Origin of the sequence: Tenacibaculum sp. L6, from assembly GCF_028823685.1 — a bacterium.
Taxonomy (GTDB): domain Bacteria; phylum Bacteroidota; class Bacteroidia; order Flavobacteriales; family Flavobacteriaceae; genus Polaribacter.
Genome location: NZ_JAPEHZ010000044.1, coordinates 1 through 18309, shown reverse-complemented (window position 1 = coordinate 18309; position 18309 = coordinate 1). Strand labels below are relative to the sequence as shown.

Here is an 18309-nt window from a genome sequence, read left to right as displayed (position 1 = left end):
ACGTTTTGGTTCTTGGACACTTGCTGCTGCAGCTTATAATGCAGGAAATTACGGTGTTTCTAGAAGATTAGATGAGCAAGGAGTAACTAGCTATTACGATGCTTTATTACCTGACGAAACTGAACGATATGTATTCAGAATTTTAGCCTTAAAAGAAATCATCTCAAATCCAGAAAAATACGGTTTCACATTCGATAAAGAAGATTTATACACATTACCTGAAACCTACACTGTAAAAGTAGATACAGCCATTACAGATATTGCTTTGTTTGCTAAAAAGTTTGGTACTACTTACAAAGATTTAAAACTACACAACTCTTGGTTAAGAGAAAACAAATTAAATAATAAGAGTAGAAAATTATACGAAATTAAAATCCCTGTTCAATAATGAATAAAGTAATGCCCTATTTTTATCTTATATTTGGTTTAGTTATACTATTTGATGGTGTTGCTCAATTTTTAGAAAATAAAGAGATATACAAGTTGCTTTTCTCTTGGACAACGACGGATAAGTATTTTTACTTAGGTATAAAAATCATCTTTAGTTTATTCTTCTTTTTTACTGGATATAAGAGGTTTAAAGCAAAAGCATAAAACAAAAAAGCGCATTCTTTCGAATGCGCTTTGTTGTTTATTTACAACTTATTTTCTATTGAAAATCAGTGTTTAATTTTATGTAATCTAAAAATTCACGTTTGGTTTCTTTATTTTTAAATGCTCCACCAAACTCAGCAGTTACTGTACTACTTTCAATATCTTTAATACCACGTGAGTTAACACATAAATGTTTAGCATCAATAACACAAGCTACATCTTGCGTTCCTAAGGCTTCTTGCATTGCTTGTACTACTTGCATCGTTAAACGCTCTTGTACTTGCGGACGCTTAGCATAGTACTCTACAATACGATTCATTTTAGATAAACCGATTACTTTACCATTCGAAATGTACGCCACGTGAGCTCTACCAATAATTGGCAATAAGTGATGCTCACAAGTTGAGTACACGATGATATTTTTTTCAACTAACATTTCACCATACTTATAGGTATTGTCAAATGTAGAAGGCTCTGGTTTGTTTTCAGGATTTAATCCCATAAACAACTCATTCACGAAAGCTTTAGCTACTCTTTTAGGAGTACCTTTCATACTATCGTCTGTTAAATCCATTCCTAAAGTTTCAAGAATTTCTCTAACACTCTCTTGAATTTTTTCAATTTTTTCTTTGTCAGAAATATCGAAAGCATCTGCACGTAAAGGTGTTTTTGCCGATGTACCGATGTGGTTCTCTCCTATTTCGTCTATTCTATCGTCATTCATTTTGTTGCTGTTCACTTCAAACATTTCTATCTAAAAATTAGTAGGGCGCAAATTTACAACATTGTTGGTAATTTACTGCACTTTATTTATCAATTCGTCTAAAGAACAAGTAGTTTGCTCTCCAACCGCCATATCTTTAACAACAAGTGTACCGTTTTCAACAGTAGTTACTACAAACTCAATTTCTCTATTTATAGCGTATTTCCACTGCTTTTTTTGTTGATTATTACTCGTTGCAACATCAGGATACATCTCTGCCTTTATGTCATTACTACGTAATGTTTTTATGATTTTAACTTTTTCTAAACTCTCGCTTTCATCAAAATTTAAAAACAATACTTTTGGTTTTGGTAATTCTACCGCTTCAAACAATCCTAATTCTTCCATTACCAAATAAATTCTGTCTAATCCGAAAGAAATTCCTACTCCAGAAACGTCTTTTAAGCCGAAGATTCCTGTTAAGTCATCATAACGACCTCCACCTCCGATAGATCCCATTTTTACACCTTCTGGCGCTGCTACTTCGTAAATAGCACCTGTGTAATAGTTCAATCCGCGAGCTAAGGTTACATCTAATTCTAAACTTGCAGAATCTAACCCAATGCTTTCAACACTATCAACCACAGTTCTTAAATCAGCCACTCCTTGTAAACCTTCTTCCGATCCTTGTAACATAGCCTCTAAAGAAGCTAACTTATCTTGATTACTTCCTGAAAAGTTAAATAACGGATCAACTTTTTCAATGGCTTCAGCAGAAATTCCTTTCTCCAACATCTCCTTAACCACACCGTCTTTTCCTATTTTATCTAACTTATCTAAAGCTACTGTAAAATCTATTAATTTGTCTGATGCACCAATTACCTCAGCAATTCCTGATAAGATTTTTCGGTTATTGATTTTGATAGTCGTACCTTTTAATCCTAACTTACTAAAAACAGTATCATATAATTGAACAAATTCAACTTCTTGCCATAATGAAGTACTTCCTACCACATCGGCATCACATTGATAAAACTCACGGAAACGTCCTTTTTGTGGTCTATCTGCCCTCCAAACTGGTTGAATTTGGTAACGTTTAAACGGGAATGTAATTTCGTTTTGGTGTTGAACTACGTAACGTGCAAACGGTACTGTTAAATCGTAACGTAATGCTTTTTCAGAAATTTTTGAAGTAACTTTTTGACTGTTTTTATCTGCCAATAAGTTTTCATCTACTTTCTTTAAATAATCACCAGAATTTAAAATTTTAAAAATTAAACGATCTCCTTCTTCACCATATTTCCCCATTAAAGTTTCAGAATTTTCAAAACTTGGCGTTTCAATAGGTTGAAATCCGAAATTTTCAAACGAATGTTTAATCGTATTAAAAATGTAATTTCTTTTTGCTACTTCTGTTGATGAAAAATCTCTTGTTCCTTTTGGGATTCCTGGTTTCATTTTATTAGTTTTTAGTCGTTAGCTCTTAGTCGTTAGTTACACTAAGTACTAAAGTATATTTATAATTATGAATTAATTGACAATTTGTAATTGTTAATTCCTAATTTGATTTGCATTTTAGCCTGCAAATATCCGAAAAAATATGAAGAAAAATATTATTTAGCTCTCGCTTTATTTTTACGCTTTAAACGGTAAATCGTAGCATTTAACTCAAAACCTAAGAGTAGGATAATTGCGTTTAACCATACAAAAAGCATCAAAATTAATAAGGTTCCTATTGAACCATATAATTGGTTATACTGAGCAAATTTCACCACATAAATTCCGAATAAGTAAAAGGTAAACATCGAAACAACAGTCGTTAAAATAGCTCCTGGAGAAAAGAATTTTACATCTTTACCCTGTTTGGTTCCGTATCTAAAGAGTAGCGATACAATGGTAAAAATCATTACAAGAAACAAGAAACCTCTTCCGTAGTAAAACAAATCTAAATCTCCTGTATTTAACCACCCAAACTTATGGATTCTTGTCAACGCTATTTGATAAAAGATAATCAAAGTTACCGTTACAATTAAGAAAAAAGACATGAGTAACGATACGCCTAAAGAAATAAAATAGGCTTTAAAAACACTTCTCATTTCTTTGACATGGTACGAATATTCAAATCCGCCAAAAATGGCATTTACACCATTCGTCATTAAAAAAATAGATGCAAAAAAACCAAACGATAACAATCCGCCATATTGATTGTTAATAATATCTTTTATCACAAAATCTACCGCTTCAAAGGTTTTTGGTGGCAATGCTTCTTGCATTAATGAAAGTAGCCCTTCTTGAAAACCTTCAATCGGGATGTATGGAATGAGTGTTAAAATGAATAGTAAAAACGGAAAAATTGCCATAAAGAAACTAAAAGCAATTCCTCCTGCTCTAGTAGTTAGCGCTCCTTTTACAATACCAATAACATACATTTCGAGTACATCATACAAAGACATTCCTTCTAGTCCTGGAATTTTAATCTTTTTTCCGAAGGCTACCAACCTGTTTATTACTGGAATCTTTTCAAGGTTATCTTCTATTGGTTTTGTCATTTTCGTTAGCTGTTGGCTTTTGGCTCTATGCTATTAGCTTTTAATTTTTCTTTTTCACTTTCAAACTTTACTCCACCACAATATCATACTTATACAATAATCCTACAATGTTTTCATTAGAAAATTTCGCTTTTTTAACCCTATTGCTTTCAGGATCGATAGCAAAATTAGTGGCAGTTGTAAAGTCTGCTTTTTCTAAATTCGTCTGATCAAAAATTGCTCCTTTTAAATCACAATCTTTAAAGAGACCTCTACTTAGGTCAGCTTCAACAAAATCTACTTCTTGCAAATTACAACTTATAAATTTTGTAGTAGGAATTTTTAATTGGTAAAAAGAAGATAAGTTTAGTTGGCAGTTATGAAAACTCATTTCTAGCAAAAAGTTGTTGCATTCATTAAACTTTACCCCAACCATTTTACAATTTTCAAAAGTGCAATCTTTAAAAGAAGTGTGGTCTACCACTGTATTGCTAAAATTACAGTTGATAAACTCACACTCTAAAAATTCGATATTTGAAGCATGTACGTTCTCGAAATTGCAATTCTCGAACGTACAGCTGTCATATTCTCCTTTGTTGATTTTTGTTAGTGTAAAATCAACTTTTGTGAACGTTTCGTTGTCAAAGAAATCATTCATTTATTGTAATCCTCTCGCTTTTAGCATTGGTTCAGCTTGTGGATCTCTTCCTGCAAAAACTTTATACATTTCTGCATAGTCCATCGTGTTTCCTTTCGATAAGATTTGCTCTCTAAACTTCTGACCGTTTTCTCTAGTTAACAATCCGTTGTTTTTAAACCAATCGTACGCATCGTGACTTAACATTTCTGTCCATAAATACGAGTAGTACCCTGCACCGTATCCTCCGCTAAAAATATGCGCGAAATATGTTGATCGATATCTTGGTGGCACCTCATCAATCTTCAACTTCATTTTAGCTAATGCTTCTTCTTCAAATTTAGCTACATCTTCAATGTTCGTATCTGCTGATATGGTGTGCCATTGCATATCTAAATTAGAAGATGCTAAGTTTTCAATAATTGAATACCCTTGATTGAACGTTCCTGCATTCTTAATTTTTTGTAATAACGCATCTGGAATCACTTCTCCTGTTTTATAATGTAAAGCATAGTTATTTAACACCTCTGGATGTGTTGACCAGTTTTCATTGAATTGCGATGGAAACTCAACAAAATCTCTTGCCGTACTTGTTCCTGAAATTGATGCATATTTTTGATTTCCGAATAAACCGTGTAACGCATGTCCGAACTCATGGAAGGTAGTTTCTACATTATCAAAACTGATTAATGCTGGTTCTCCTTCTGCTGGTTTTGGGTAATTACAAACGTTGTAAATTACTGGTTTTTGACCTCTTAATTTCGATTGTTTTACAAAAGCTCCCATCCACGCGCCACCGCGCTTACTGTCTCTTGCAAAGAAATCTCCATAGAATAATCCTAACTTGCTTCCGTCTTCTTCAAAGATTTCATACACTACTACATCTGGGTGATAAGTAGGAATATCGGTACGCTTTTTAAAGGTGATTCCGTATAATTTTGTAGCAGCGTAAAACACTCCTTTTTCTAATACATTAGTTAACTCAAAGTACGGTTTTACCTCATCTTCGTTTAAGTTGTATTTAGACTTACGTACTTTTTCAGCAAAATGATTCCAATCGTATGGAGCTAAAGTAAAGTTGTTTCCTTCTTTATTGATTTCTGCTTGAATTTCTTTCGTTTCAGCAGCTACTTTTGCTAGCGAACCAGGAATTAATCCGTTGAACATTTCAAACACTTTATCTGGTGTAGATGCCATTGTTCCTTGTAAACTCCAGCTTGCATAGTTGTCAAAACCTAAAATTTGCGCCTTTTTAGCACGTAACAAAGCCATTTTCTTTACCAAGTCGCTTGTATCATAATCGCCTGTATCTGTTCTGTGAATTGATTTTTCAAACAATCCTTTACGAACTTCTCTATTTTCTAAAGTTTGTAATAACGGTTGTTGTGTAGTATTAATCAATTGGATTTCGTACTTGCCGTCTTTTTCTAAACCTTTAATTGTTTCTTCTGAAAGTCCTTTTAACTGCTCTTTATCCGTAACTGTTAAACCTCCTTTTTTACTAGCGTCTAATAACTTTTTTCCGAAGTCGTTAGATAAACTTGCTAACTCAGCATTGATTTCTTTTAACTCGTTTTTCTTTTCTTCAGATAAGTTAGCACCTGCTTTTACAAAGTTTTTGTAATACTCTTTTACCAAGTGTTTAGACTCAGCATCTAAATCAAGATTTTCTACATTTTCGTGAACCGCTTTAATTTTTTCAAACAACTTAGTGTTTAATAAAATTTCATCGTTGTGTTTAGAAAACTTAGGCGCTAATTCTTTTTGATTGTCTTTAATTGTATCGTTTGTATGTGCTCCTGCTAAAGCATAAAAAACAGCCGTAGCATTGTCTAACGTTTTGCTACTTTCCTCTAACGCTACAATTGTATTTTCAAATGTTGGCGCTTCTGTATTTGCTATAATTTTAGCTATTTCTTCATTTTGAACTTCCATACCTTTTAAAATTGCAGGCATAAAGTGTTCGTTCTTTATTTTAGTAAAATCTGGTGCTCCAAAATCTAAAGAACTTTTAACTAATAATGGATTTTCTACCATGTTTGAAGTGGTTTCTTTTTTTGTTCCTTCTGTTTTACATGACATAGCTACAACCAGTGTTGCTATAAATAATAGTTGTTTTTTCATGATAAATTAAGTTATATTATTCGACTGCTTTTAAGCTTAAATCCATATTGTAAACCGAATGTGTTAAGGCTCCTGATGAGATAAAATCCACTCCGCACTCTGCATACTTACGAATGGTTTTTTCGTTAATTCCTCCTGAAGATTCTGTCAAACATTGCTCTCCAATCAACTCAACTGCTTTACGGGTATCCTCATAATTAAAGTTATCTATCAAAATTCTGTATACACCTTCGTTTTGTAAAATCTCTTCAATTTCTTCTAGGCTACGTGCTTCTACAATTATTTTAATATCCAGCCCTTTTTCAGCTAAATACTTCTTAGTTTTCGTAATTGCTTGAGTAATGCCTCCAGCAAAATCAATATGATTGTCTTTAATCATTACCATATCGTATAAAGCAAATCGATGGTTTTCACCACCACCTATTTTTACCGCCCATTTTTCTAAAGCACGGATTCCTGGTGTGGTTTTACGAGTGTCTAACACTTTGGTTTTGGTTCCTTCTAACAAATCAGCAAAAAACTTAGTTTTGGTTGCAATAGCACTCATACGTTGCATTGCATTTAACACCAAACGTTCTGCCATTAAAATAGACTGTGATTTTCCTGATACATAAAAAACGATATCTCCATACTTCACTTTTTCACCATCATTTATTAATGTTTCAACTTCTAACTCAGGATCCACATAAGCAAACACCATTTTAGCAAATTCTACTCCGGCTATTATACCTTCGTCTTTTACTAATAATTTTGCTTTTCCTGTTGCATCGGCAGGTATGCATGATAATGATGTATGATCACCATCGCCTATATCTTCTCTAATAGCATTTGCTATAATTAAATCTAACTCTTTATTAAATTGTTCTTGTGAAATCATAGTATTGAATTATTGACGTAAAAATACTAATGATTTTAAACTTTCTGTCGGTTCAAGTGAATTTATGAGTTAAAAACGAATAAATTTGTATCGAGAACATTGCGATATCAAAACTTCTCGATATAATTTTCTCTTAAAATCGAAAATCACTCGAAGTGACATTATGAAAATAAAACTACTCGCCATAGGTAAAACTGACAATAAGCAGTTACAGCAATTAATTGACGAATATCAAAACCGATTAAAACATTATGTAAAGTTTGAGTTGGAAATTATTCCTGATATTAAAAATGTTAAAAACTTAAGCGAGCCTCAGCAAAAAGAAAAAGAAGGAGAATTAATTCTATCTAAACTACAAGCTACCGACCAACTAGTTTTATTAGACGACAAAGGAAAACAACATACTTCTATGGAGTTTTCGCAATATCTTCAGAAGAAAATGAATTCTGGCATTAAACAATTAGTATTAGTTATTGGCGGCCCTTATGGTTTTTCTGAGGCTGTGTATACTAAAGCACAGGGAAAATTATCGTTATCAAAAATGACCTTTTCTCATCAAATGATTCGCTTATTTATTGTGGAGCAAATTTATCGCGGATTTACTATTCTTCGTAACGAACCGTATCATCACGAGTAAATTATTTCCTTTTTCAAAAAAGCCATATAAAGCAATGTTCTTTTAGTAATAAGCTGTACTTTTGCGCCCCAAAAAATTAAACTTATTAAATATGAAAACATTAAGAATATTAGCATCTATCTTCTTTATAACCTTTATTTGCTCACAACAAATTTATGCGCAAAGTGACGTTAAAACGTTAAAGACTCAGGTTAAACACAAGAAAAATCAAATTAGTGCTAATGAAGAAATTTTAATGAGTGGCGTTAGCGCTTTAAAACGTGTAAAAGCAAACTTAGAAAACTTTAAGAAAAGTAAAAAAGCCACAAAAGAAGAAGTAGAGAGAAAAGAAAAAATTGTTGCAAATATGCAACGAAGACTTACCAAATTAAATTCTCAAATTGATTTACACAAACAAGATTTAGCTTCTCTTGAAAAAAAACTAGCTAGAAAACTAAAAAAAGAGCAACCTACAACAGAAAAGACTGAAACTCCTGCTCAAAACACAAGTATTGTATACGAAGACAACATTAGTAGTGAACAAAAAGAAATTCTTTTACAAAAGCAAAAATTAGAAGATGCTCGTAAAAAATTAGACGAAGAAAGAAAAGCTAGAGAGCTTGCTTACTTAAAAGAACAAGAAGCTTTACGTTTAGAAGAAGAAAAACTGAAGCAATTAAGCAATCAAATTAAGGCTAAGGAGCAAAACATTAGCAAAGAGAAAAACACATTAATAAGTGATCTTGAAGATGATATTAGCATTAATGAAGAAATTTTGATTAGTGGAAAAGAAGGTTTAGCAAAAATGAAATCTAAACTAGAAGAAGCTAAAAAAGACGCTTCTACTTCTAAAGAAAGTATCGAACGAAAAGAAGCTATCATCAGCCAAATCGAAACTCGTTTACTTAAAATAGAAAACGAAATAGACGCTAAAAAACTTGAATTATCAAAAATTAAAGGATAAAAAAAAAGAGGCTTTAAAGCCTCTTTTTTATTTTTCTATGTGAACGCTTTATGCAACTGTATTCCTTCTACAAATAAGAAAAACAACAGTAAAGATGATAAAAATTGAATACATTTGCTTTAGTTAATTACCAATACATGAAATTAGTTTTTGCTACTAACAACCTAAATAAACTTGCTGAAGTACAAAAAATGCTTCCTACTACTATCGAGTTACTTTCTTTAAAAGATATTAATTGTTTTGATGATATTGAAGAAACAGCAACAACCTTAGAAGGAAATGCTCAAATTAAAGCCAATCACATTAGCGAAAAATACGGTTACAACTGTTTTGCTGATGACACAGGTTTAGAAGTTCCTGCTTTAAACGGGGCTCCTGGAGTGTATTCTGCACGATATGCAGGTGAACCTACCAATGCAGAGAACAACATGCAAAAACTCTTAAACGAATTACACAACAAAACTAATAGAGACGCTCAGTTTAGAACTTCGGTTTGTTTAAACTTAAACGGAGAACAATTTTTATTTGACGGCGTGTGTAAGGGACAAATTCTATCTGAAAAACAAGGTGAGCAAGGTTTTGGCTACGACCCTATTTTTCAACCTGAAGGTTATAACAACTCTTTTGCTGAAATGACAGCAGAAGAAAAAAACAAAATTAGCCATAGAGGATTAGCTATTCAGCAATTAGTTTCATTTCTAAAATCAATGAACTAGTTGAACGTATCAAAAACATACACAACACATTTTGCACTCCTGTTTGTACTGCTGGTTATTTTATTTATTACCAATATTAGTTTAGGTTCTGTTTCTATCCCCATAAAAGAAATTTTCAACTTATTATCAGGAGGTGTTGCATCAAAAAGTAGTTGGGAAACCATTATTGTAAGCTATCGCCTACCAAAAGCTATTACTGCAATTTTAGTAGGATCTGGCTTATCTATAAGTGGTTTATTAATGCAAACTTTATTTAGAAACCCGCTAGCAGGCCCTTTTGTTTTGGGTATTTCTTCTGGTGCTAGTTTAGGTGTTGCATTACTTATTTTAGGAACTAGCGTTTTTGGAGGTTTCTTTTTAACATCTATGTTTTCTAATTGGGCTTTGGCAATTGCTGCTAGTATTGGGTCATTTTTTGTACTGTCTGCGGTGATTATTGCTGCCAATAGAGTTCGAAACACCATGTCTATACTTATTATTGGGTTAATGTTTGGCTCTTTAACATCGGCAGTAATTAGTGTACTTGCCTTTTTTAGTCAAGCAGAACAAATACAACAATACTTATTTTGGAGCTTTGGAAGCTTAGGAAATTTAACTTGGGAAGAACTTTCTATTTTTGGCCTTATTTATCTTGTTGGTATACTTGGGACTTTTTCGGTTATAAAACCTTTAAACAGTTTTCTTTTAGGTGAAAACTACGCGCAAAGTCTGGGAATAAACATTAAAAGAAGCAGAAACATCATTTTACTAATTACAAGTATTCTTACTGGGGTTATCACCGCTTTTTCTGGTCCTATAGCCTTTGTTGGGTTAGCAGTTCCACATATAGCTAAAATGTTATTTTCAACCTCTAACCACAAAATATTACTCCCTTCCGCTGCTTTGATTGGAGCAATTGTTTTACTAATTTGCGACTGTATAGCACAGTTACCAACGAGTGAGTACACTTTACCTATTAATGCTATAACCTCATTGTTTGGGGCTCCTATTGTAATTTGGTTACTCGTTCGAAAAAAGAAAATATACATATAAGTCGTTTTGATAAATTCTGAAAAACATACCGTACTACAAACTGAACAATTAACCATTGGCTATCAGTCAAAAAAGCAACAAACAGTTATTGCTTCAGACATAAATATTGCAATTGAAAAAGGAAAATTTGTTGCATTATTGGGTAAAAATGGAATTGGAAAATCTACTTTACTACGTACACTTTCTAAAGTTCAAAAACCACTGAAAGGTATCGTAAAAATTAACCAAAAAGAACTTTCTTCTTATTCGAACCAAGAACTTTCAACTTGTTTAAGCTTAGTACTTACCGAGCGTTTACCTTTAAGTCAGCTCACCGTTTTTGAATTGGTTGCATTGGGACGACAACCTTATACTAACTGGATTGACAAACTTACTCAAGAGCACCTAAAAAAAATACTTTGGGCGATTGAGCAAACTGAAATCACCCATATAAAAGACAAACGATTTTACGAGTTAAGTGACGGTCAACTACAACGTGTATTAATTGCTCGAGCTTTAGCTCAAGATACCGAAATTATTATCTTAGACGAACCTACTGCTCACCTAGACATACACCATACTTTTAAAGTATTTTCATTACTAAAAAAACTAGTGAAAAAGACTGGTAAAACTATCATTATTTCTACACACGAAGTAAACCTTGCTATTCAATTAGCAGATGAGTTCATTTTACTTTCAGAAAATCAATTATATACTGGAACTTCTCAAGAATTGATTGAGCAAAATGCTTTTGAAGAACTTTTTCCGAAAGAACTTATAAGTTTTAACAAAACGTTAGAACAATTCGTTATTAAGAAAAATTAAATTTGACTCCTAGTAACGTTTTGTTACATTTGAAAACTAATCGAACTAAACAAACCTTAATTATCGATGAAAAAATTACTTTACATGGCAGGTGCAATAGCATTGGTAGCATGTGGTTCTAGCAAAGACACAGCTAGTACTGACAATGATACTACCACTGATTTTGCTGCTAAATACGCCAAAACCATTACTGCTAAAGACTTAGGTAAACACTTATTTATTTATGCTTCGGATGAATTTGAAGGAAGAAATACCGGTGAACCTGGGCAGAAAAAAGCAGTAAAGTATTTAAAAGATTTCTACGTAAGTCAAGGAATTGCTTCTCCGCTAGGTGGCGATGATTATTATCAAGAAGTACCTTCTGAATATTTAAGCAATAACCGTAGAGGAATCATTTTAAAAGATTCTGAAAACGTTCTTGCATACATCAAAGGATCTGAAAAGCCAGAAGAAATAATTGTTATTTCAGCTCATTTAGACCATGAAGGAGTTAAAAATGGTGAAATCTACAACGGTGCTGATGACGACGGTTCTGGAACAGTAGCTATTTTAGAAATTGCTGAAGCTTTTAAACAAGCTGCTGATGCTGGTAAAGGTCCAAAGCGTTCTATCTTATTTTTACACGTTACTGGAGAAGAAAAAGGATTATTAGGATCTAAATACTATTCTGAAAACCCAATTTTCCCATTAGCGAATACAGTTACCAACCTAAATATGGACATGATTGGTAGAGTTGACGATCACCATAAAGGAAATCCGAACTATATATATTTAATTGGAGCAGACAAGCTAAGTACTGAATTGCATAACGTTTCTGAAGCAATGAATAAAAAGTACACTAATATTAACTTAGACTATAAATATAACGATGATAATGACCCTAACCGTTTTTACTATCGTTCAGACCATTATAACTTTGCAAAGCATAATATTCCAGTAATTTTTTACTTTAACGGAACACATGACGACTATCACAGACCAACCGACACTCCTGACAAGATTAACTACGAAATGTTAGAAAAAAGAACTCGTTTAGTTTTTCATACTGCTTGGGAAGTTGCCAACCGTGAAAATCGACTTGTTGTTGATAAAGCAGCAAACTAAGGTCTATCCAAATTTAAATTACAAGTTATAAAAGCTCATCAAATTGATGAGCTTTTTTTATACTTAACTATTAACTCAGATTAAAATCCTTCATTAAAAACTAGTCTCAGGAACTCAAAACAGATTATTTAACGGTTAAAATATTTTTATTGGAAAAATAATCTAACTTTTAATATTTTAAATGATAAATACTATTGTTTAACATACTTTTGCGCGCTTAAAATTACACTTATGGCAAACGAGCAAAAATTATCAGTAGAAAATCAAGAGAAACTACATAAACTAGAACAAGAACTAAGTAGTGCTCGTGATACTTTTTTAGGCTATCCTGTATCAAAAGATTTTGACTATTCTGAACTAAATAAATTCTTTCAATATCCAATTAACAACCTTGGTGATCCTTTTGAGCAAGGGACTTACCGCGTACAAACTCATGAAATGGAACGTGAGGTTATCGCTTTTTTCGCTAAGTTATTCAGAGCAAATCCGAAAGATTTTTGGGGGTATGTAACCAATGGTGGATCTGAAAGTAATTTATACGGATTGTATATCGCTCGCGAGTTATTTCCGAAAGCCATGGTATACTATTCTGAGTCTACGCATTACAGTGTTCGAAAGAATATCCATTTATTAAACATTCCAAGTATTGTAATTAAATCGCAAGAAAATGGTGAAATGGATTATGAAGATTTTGAAAATACTGTTCGTATGAATCGTCATAAGCCAGTAATCGTATTGGCTACTTTTGGTACAACTATGAAAGAAGCAAAAGACGATATAGCTAAAATTAAAGGAATTTTAAGCAACCTCGCTATTCAAGACCATTATATTCACTGTGATGCTGCTTTGGCTGGATCATTTGGTCCGTTTATGCAGCCTCGTTTACCTTTTGACTTTATGGACGGTGCAGATAGTATTTCTATCAGTGGACATAAATTTATAGGCTCTCCTATTCCTACTGGAGTGCTGATGGCTAAACGATCTAACAGAGATAGAATTGCCAAGGGAATTTCTTATATCGGTTCGTTTGATACTACCATTACAGGTTCTCGTAATGGCCATTCTCCTTTATTCTTATGGTATACCTTAAAGCAATTAGGAGTTGAGGGCTTACAACAACGTTATGAGCATAGTTTAGCTATTGCTGAATATTGCGAAGCTGAATTACAAAAAATTGGAATAAATGCTTGGAGAAACCCAAATGCGATTACTGTGGTATTACCAAAAACTCCGAAAAGTATAAAAGACAAATGGCAATTAGCTACCGAAGGAGCTATTTCTCATGTAATTTGTATGCCCAATGTAACAAAAGCACAGATTGATGAATTTGTAAGCGATTTAAAAAATTGCACCGAACAAATTATTGAAGAAGAGTTTTCCTATGATTTTTCATTAAGCTAACATTCGGTTAAACTATAAACAGTACTTTCGGCTACTTTAAAAGAAAATTTAATTATGAAAAAATTATTACTGTGTACAATGCTACTTGCATTGTCATTTTCCAATGCGCAAGAAATAGAAGGAAACAAAAAATCAACTATTGAAAAAGGTACGTGGTATGTTGGCGGAAATATTTCTTTCGGACACAACAGCTCTGAATTTGAAGATTTACCTGAAGCCTCAAAATATTTTAATTTTAATTTCTCTCCTAAAGTAGGTTACACTATTAATGACAACTTAATTTTAGGTTTAGGGTTAGGATATGGGTATTCGAAAAACGAAATAGAAAACACAATAAACAATCCTGCTAATACTTCTAATAATTTTAGAATTTTCCCTTACATTAAAAAGCATTTTCCTGTTGGAGAAAAATTAACGATTTCTGTACAAGGAGAGTTTAGATATAGCTATTCAGAATATGAAAACAATGACGTTTTCAATTCTTATAGCGGTCACACAAATGAGTATTTTATCGGTGTTAGACCAGGAATAACTTATTTCTTAAACAAAAAATTAGCTTTAGAAGCTAACATAGGAGCTTTAGGTTATACCAATAGCACTCAAAAATACGGAAATCCACCAAAAAGAACTTCGAGTTCTTTCAACTTTAATATAAACTCAACTGATTTAATGTTCGGTTTATCGTATTACTGGTAATAGTCAAATTATTATTCTATCAACCAAAAAACGCTAAGAATTTTCTTAGCGTTTTTTTATACATTCTATAATTTGAAACTTTTTATTCTGTTTCAATATACTTACCGAAGCAAACAATTGATTGAGATGTGTACTATAATTTAGATGCGAATTAGCAACTAATAAAAACCTTCCGTTTACTTTTAAACAATTTTCTACACCTCTAAAAAGATTGAGTGCTACTTCTATGTTATTTTCATGTTCAAAATGAAAAGGTGGATTTGACACCACTAAATCGAACGAGTTTTTATCTAATTTTTCTAAAGTATCATCACACACAAACTGTGCTTTTTTTCCTTTTAAGTTTATTTTAGATGATTCAATAGCCAAGTTAAAATCGTCTACTAAAGTTACTTCTACATCAGAATTTTGATTCGTTACTTCATAAGCGATGATACCATTCCCTGAAGCAACATCCAACACTTTTAACTCGTCAGATTTTAATTCTAAATTCTCTAAAAAAAATTGGGTACCAATGTCGATACTTCCTGAAGAAAACACTCCGTAATATTGTTGAAGAGTTTTATCTTTCCATAAAATTGTATTGATAAATTCTTTCTTCGGAAGTGGTTTTTTAGGCGATTTCAACACTAATAATCGTGCTTTTTTCCACGCTTGTGACTGAGTTACCTCTTCAAAATACTGCTCAGCAACTTTTACAAAAGAAGTTGAAAAGTATTTGGTCATAAACCCACAAACTACTTCAGTATTCTCATGTGAAGCTTTATGGATTTGCTCTAAGAACAACTCAAACAATTCTATCGACTTCGGAATTTTAATCAGTGCCAACTCAACACTCTGTAAATTGTCTAACAGAGTTTTATAGTCAACTTCAACAGCCAACTTATTCAATTCTAAATTTTTACGAATTGCTTTCTGTTGGCTAGCATACGTCCAAACTGTAGTGACTTTTTTATCGTGCAAAGCACAATTCCACACTCCGAAACGATCATTAAAAACATGTACCGTTTCGGGGCTTCTATCAGCAATATAATCTAACACCAACAGTTCAGCATTACTCCAAGCTCGCAAACTTTTATCGAACGTTTTTGGGTAACGTTCTAACTGATATGTTTGAGAATTAAACTCCAACAAACTGTTTTTAATACATTAACACATCTTCTTCTTCTGGGAAATAAATCTTATCTAACGACGTAATTTCTCCTCCTCTATCTCTCCTAAAAATGTGTTTTGATTCAATTTCTGTGATAGACTCTTTACCCATTGCCGCTGTCATTTCTTTAACGGCTTTAATGGTTTTATTATGGTAATTTCTTACACGTACATTCTTATACTCAACAACCAAAGCTTTTACCAAATCTTTCTCTTGAGTTGCTACTCCTACCGGACATGTATCCATGTTACATTCACGAGCTTGAATACATCCTAAACTTAACATAAAACTACGCGCCATTCCAATAGCATCAGCACCTAAAGCCAAGTATTTAATAATATCAAAAGCATCAATAGCTTTTCCACTTGCTATAATTTTTATTTGCCCTTTTAATCCGTATTTTTTTAATGTTTTGTTCACAAAAGAAAGTCCTTCTAACAACGGAGTTCCTATGTAGTTTGAAAACTCTAATGGTGCAGAACCAGTACCTCCTTCTCCTCCATCAACAGCTATAAAGTCAGGGTAATTATTAGCATCAGCGAATGCTTTAATCATAGCTTCTATCTCTTCATTATCTCCTACACAAAACTTAATTCCTACCGGTTTTCCTCCCGATAGCTCTCTAACTTGTTGAATAAATTCAATCATTTCTTCAAAACTAGAAAACGCATCATGACCTGGAGGCGAATCTACTCGTGTAAAAGGTTCTATTGCACGAATTGCTGCAATTTCTTTCGTGTTTTTCTTTGCAGGTAAAATTCCTCCATGACCAGGTTTCGCTCCTTGAGAAAGCTTTATTTCAACCATTTTTACTTCTGGTCTTTCTGCATTCTGCTTAAAAACTCCAGGATCAAAAACACGTCTTCCGTCTACACTTTTTCCTGCTCCGAAATATCCTGTTCCTACTTGGAAAATAAGATCTCCTCCTTGTAAGTGATACGGAGAGATTCCTCCTTCACCTGTATTGTGTGCAAAATTCCCCATTTTCGCTCCTTGGTTCAATGCCATAATAGCATTTTTACTTAACGAACCAAAAGACATCGCAGAAATATTAACTATAGAAGCATCGTATTTTTGTGTACACTTATCAGAACCTATTAAAACTCGATCTCCACCAACATTGTGGTGATCTTTAGGAAATAATGAATGTTTTACAAACTCATACCCTTTTGCGTATACGTTATGTTGCGTACCAAAAGGCACGGTTTCTATCTCTTCCTTTGAACGTTGATAAACAATACTTCTCTTTTCACGGTTAATTGGTTTTCCGTTTAAATCATCTTCAATAAAGTATTGTTGAATTTTTTCACGTTCTTCTTCAAAGACCCATCGCAAACGAGCAATGACAGGAAACGCTCTCATAAGCGAGTGTTTCTTCTGAATAAAAGCATCATATATTGCTAATGAAGTAACAGCTGTTGCTATTGTTAACAATATTACATTTCCCATATCTGGCATAAAGTATACTAATACTCCGCACAGAATATTAATGGCTAAAACTACAGATAAGATAGTATCTCTCATTTCTTTATTTTTTTTAGAGACAAAAATACGATTTTAAACTATAAAAAAAGCCCTGACACATAGCCAGAGCTTCTCGTATATATTAAATACGTAAAATTACTTTTTAAATTTTGCGTACTTATTTTTGAACTTATCAATACGTCCTGCTGTATCTACTAACTTAGACTTACCAGTGTAGAAAGGATGTGAAGTTCTTGAAATTTCTAATTTGATTAATGGATATTCAACACCATCTACTTCTAAAGTTTCTTTTGTATTAGCAGTTGAACGCGTTAAGAAAACATCTCCGTTAGACATATCTTTAAACGCTACCATTCTATAATTTTCTGGATGTATACCTTTTTTCATCTCTTGTAAATTTAAATCTTTTATTTTTGTTGAAAAATATAAAGTTGGTAAATCTTTATAATCATTTCATAATTCAAAAACCTGCAATGGCTCTTTGAGGGTGCAAATTTAACCCTTTTTTTTAATTTGCAAACAAATAATTTGCTTTAATTTGTACAACAAGATTTTAAATCACAGAAAACAACTTTTAATATATGCGTTTTTATACATTTTTAACTTTAGGACTAACTACTTTATTGATAACTTCTTGTAGTGAAACTAATTACAAATTCAAACTTGATACAACAAAGAAAACTACTTTAGGTGAAAAAGCAGCGATAAAATTTGAACAATTAGAAGGCAATCAAATAGATTCTGTTCAGTTATATGTAAACAATAAACGTGTTAATAAAAACGAACCTAGTGTAATCATTAACACCGCTGATTTTGGTGTAGGTAAACATGCGGTTACAGCCTTGGCTTTTTATCCGAATAAATCTAAAAAACTA

Annotated in this window: 17 protein-coding genes and 2 pseudogenes; 10 read left to right on the top strand and 9 right to left on the bottom strand. The window is 32.6% G+C overall.

The annotated features are described in order from the left end of the window. A pseudogene (locus OU788_RS08915) lies at nt 1-388 on the top strand (lytic transglycosylase domain-containing protein); the annotation flags it as partial. Nucleotides 389-649: 261 nt separating this feature from the next. On the opposite strand, the gene folE reads toward OU788_RS08915, so the two are convergent. The 6 genes from folE to nadC form a co-directional block, all read right to left on the bottom strand. Further along, complete coding sequence (gene folE / locus OU788_RS08910) at nt 650-1318, bottom strand: GTP cyclohydrolase I FolE (RefSeq protein WP_408035055.1); 669 nt, start codon at nt 1316-1318, stop codon at nt 650-652. A gap of 72 nt (nt 1319-1390) precedes the next feature. Continuing rightward, nucleotides 1391-2755, bottom strand: coding sequence for a histidine--tRNA ligase (hisS, locus tag OU788_RS08905; RefSeq protein WP_274634851.1), 1365 nt, complete (start codon nt 2753-2755; stop codon nt 1391-1393). A gap of 155 nt (nt 2756-2910) precedes the next feature. Further along, nucleotides 2911-3846, bottom strand: coding sequence for a YihY/virulence factor BrkB family protein (locus OU788_RS08900; RefSeq protein ID WP_274634850.1), 936 nt, complete (start codon nt 3844-3846; stop codon nt 2911-2913). Between the two features lie 67 nt (nt 3847-3913). Then, on the bottom strand, nt 3914-4483 hold the full coding sequence (locus tag OU788_RS08895; protein ID WP_274634849.1) for a pentapeptide repeat-containing protein: 570 nt from the start codon (nt 4481-4483) through the stop codon (nt 3914-3916). Then, nucleotides 4484-6586 carry a M3 family metallopeptidase gene (locus tag OU788_RS08890; protein WP_446751483.1) on the bottom strand — a complete coding sequence of 701 codons (2103 nt, stop codon included), beginning with the start codon at nt 6584-6586 and terminating at the stop codon, nt 4484-4486. A gap of 16 nt (nt 6587-6602) precedes the next feature. Beyond that, a complete protein-coding gene (gene nadC / locus OU788_RS08885) occupies nt 6603-7463 on the bottom strand; it encodes a carboxylating nicotinate-nucleotide diphosphorylase (protein WP_274634848.1) in 861 nt (286 codons plus the stop codon). Between the two features lie 163 nt (nt 7464-7626). Here nadC and rlmH point away from each other — a divergent pair, with 163 nt between their 5' ends. The 8 genes from rlmH (at nt 7627) to OU788_RS08845 (ending at nt 14796) form a co-directional block, all read left to right on the top strand. Beyond that, on the top strand, nt 7627-8100 hold the full coding sequence (rlmH, locus tag OU788_RS08880; RefSeq protein WP_274634847.1) for a 23S rRNA (pseudouridine(1915)-N(3))-methyltransferase RlmH: 474 nt from the start codon (nt 7627-7629) through the stop codon (nt 8098-8100). A 91-nt stretch (nt 8101-8191) separates the two neighbouring features. Continuing rightward, nucleotides 8192-9043, top strand: a complete 852-nt coding sequence (locus OU788_RS08875) for a hypothetical protein (RefSeq protein ID WP_274634846.1) — start codon at nt 8192-8194, stop codon at nt 9041-9043. Nucleotides 9044-9180: 137 nt separating this feature from the next. Beyond that, complete coding sequence (locus tag OU788_RS08870) at nt 9181-9759, top strand: non-canonical purine NTP diphosphatase (RefSeq protein WP_274634845.1); 579 nt, start codon at nt 9181-9183, stop codon at nt 9757-9759. Beyond that, a complete protein-coding gene (locus tag OU788_RS08865) occupies nt 9760-10791 on the top strand; it encodes a FecCD family ABC transporter permease (protein WP_274634844.1) in 1032 nt (343 codons plus the stop codon). Nucleotides 10792-10797: 6 nt separating this feature from the next. Further along, a complete protein-coding gene (locus OU788_RS08860; RefSeq protein ID WP_274634843.1) occupies nt 10798-11595 on the top strand; it encodes an ABC transporter ATP-binding protein in 798 nt (265 codons plus the stop codon). Nucleotides 11596-11661: 66 nt separating this feature from the next. Next, on the top strand, nt 11662-12699 hold the full coding sequence (locus tag OU788_RS08855; RefSeq protein WP_274634842.1) for a M28 family metallopeptidase: 1038 nt from the start codon (nt 11662-11664) through the stop codon (nt 12697-12699). 231 nt (nt 12700-12930) lie between these two features. Beyond that, on the top strand, nt 12931-14100 hold the full coding sequence (locus OU788_RS08850; RefSeq protein WP_274634841.1) for a histidine decarboxylase: 1170 nt from the start codon (nt 12931-12933) through the stop codon (nt 14098-14100). Between the two features lie 54 nt (nt 14101-14154). Beyond that, nucleotides 14155-14796 carry an outer membrane beta-barrel protein gene (locus OU788_RS08845; protein ID WP_274634840.1) on the top strand — a complete coding sequence of 214 codons (642 nt, stop codon included), beginning with the start codon at nt 14155-14157 and terminating at the stop codon, nt 14794-14796. Nucleotides 14797-14841: 45 nt separating this feature from the next. Here OU788_RS08845 and OU788_RS08840 read toward each other — a convergent pair whose 3' ends face one another. From OU788_RS08840 to OU788_RS08830, 3 genes are all read right to left on the bottom strand, one after another. Then, nucleotides 14842-15927 carry a class I SAM-dependent methyltransferase gene (locus OU788_RS08840; protein WP_274634839.1) on the bottom strand — a complete coding sequence of 362 codons (1086 nt, stop codon included), beginning with the start codon at nt 15925-15927 and terminating at the stop codon, nt 14842-14844. A gap of 10 nt (nt 15928-15937) precedes the next feature. Further along, nucleotides 15938-17473 carry an FMN-binding glutamate synthase family protein gene (locus OU788_RS08835; RefSeq protein ID WP_274634838.1) on the bottom strand — a complete coding sequence of 512 codons (1536 nt, stop codon included), beginning with the start codon at nt 17471-17473 and terminating at the stop codon, nt 15938-15940. 96 nt (nt 17474-17569) lie between these two features. Next, the gene (locus OU788_RS08830) at nt 17570-17821 is read right to left on the bottom strand and encodes a type B 50S ribosomal protein L31 (RefSeq protein WP_133537019.1); all 252 of its coding nucleotides are present in this window, start codon (nt 17819-17821) and stop codon (nt 17570-17572) included. Nucleotides 17822-18015: 194 nt separating this feature from the next. Here OU788_RS08830 and OU788_RS08825 point away from each other — a divergent pair. Further along, nucleotides 18016-18309 (top strand): annotated as a pseudogene (locus tag OU788_RS08825) (hypothetical protein); the annotation flags it as partial.

Excerpts from the sequence above, each read along its gene's own strand:
- nadC (WP_274634848.1), bottom strand. The coding sequence starts at position 7,463 with ATGATTTCACAAGAACAATTTAATAAAGAGTTAGATTTAATTATAGCA.
- OU788_RS08845 (WP_274634840.1), top strand. The coding sequence starts at position 14,155 with ATGAAAAAATTATTACTGTGTACAATGCTACTTGCATTGTCATTTTCC.
- OU788_RS08890 (WP_446751483.1), bottom strand. The coding sequence starts at position 6,586 with ATGAAAAAACAACTATTATTTATAGCAACACTGGTTGTAGCTATGTCA.
- OU788_RS08850 (WP_274634841.1), top strand. The coding sequence starts at position 12,931 with ATGGCAAACGAGCAAAAATTATCAGTAGAAAATCAAGAGAAACTACAT.
- OU788_RS08830 (WP_133537019.1), bottom strand. The coding sequence starts at position 17,821 with ATGAAAAAAGGTATACATCCAGAAAATTATAGAATGGTAGCGTTTAAA.
- folE (WP_408035055.1), bottom strand. The coding sequence starts at position 1,318 with ATGAATGACGATAGAATAGACGAAATAGGAGAGAACCACATCGGTACA.
- hisS (WP_274634851.1), bottom strand. The coding sequence starts at position 2,755 with ATGAAACCAGGAATCCCAAAAGGAACAAGAGATTTTTCATCAACAGAA.
- OU788_RS08875 (WP_274634846.1), top strand. The coding sequence starts at position 8,192 with ATGAAAACATTAAGAATATTAGCATCTATCTTCTTTATAACCTTTATT.
- OU788_RS08870 (WP_274634845.1), top strand. The coding sequence starts at position 9,181 with ATGAAATTAGTTTTTGCTACTAACAACCTAAATAAACTTGCTGAAGTA.
- OU788_RS08835 (WP_274634838.1), bottom strand. The coding sequence starts at position 17,473 with ATGAGAGATACTATCTTATCTGTAGTTTTAGCCATTAATATTCTGTGC.
- rlmH (WP_274634847.1), top strand. The coding sequence starts at position 7,627 with ATGAAAATAAAACTACTCGCCATAGGTAAAACTGACAATAAGCAGTTA.
- OU788_RS08855 (WP_274634842.1), top strand. The coding sequence starts at position 11,662 with ATGAAAAAATTACTTTACATGGCAGGTGCAATAGCATTGGTAGCATGT.
- OU788_RS08900 (WP_274634850.1), bottom strand. The coding sequence starts at position 3,846 with ATGACAAAACCAATAGAAGATAACCTTGAAAAGATTCCAGTAATAAAC.
- OU788_RS08895 (WP_274634849.1), bottom strand. The coding sequence starts at position 4,483 with ATGAATGATTTCTTTGACAACGAAACGTTCACAAAAGTTGATTTTACA.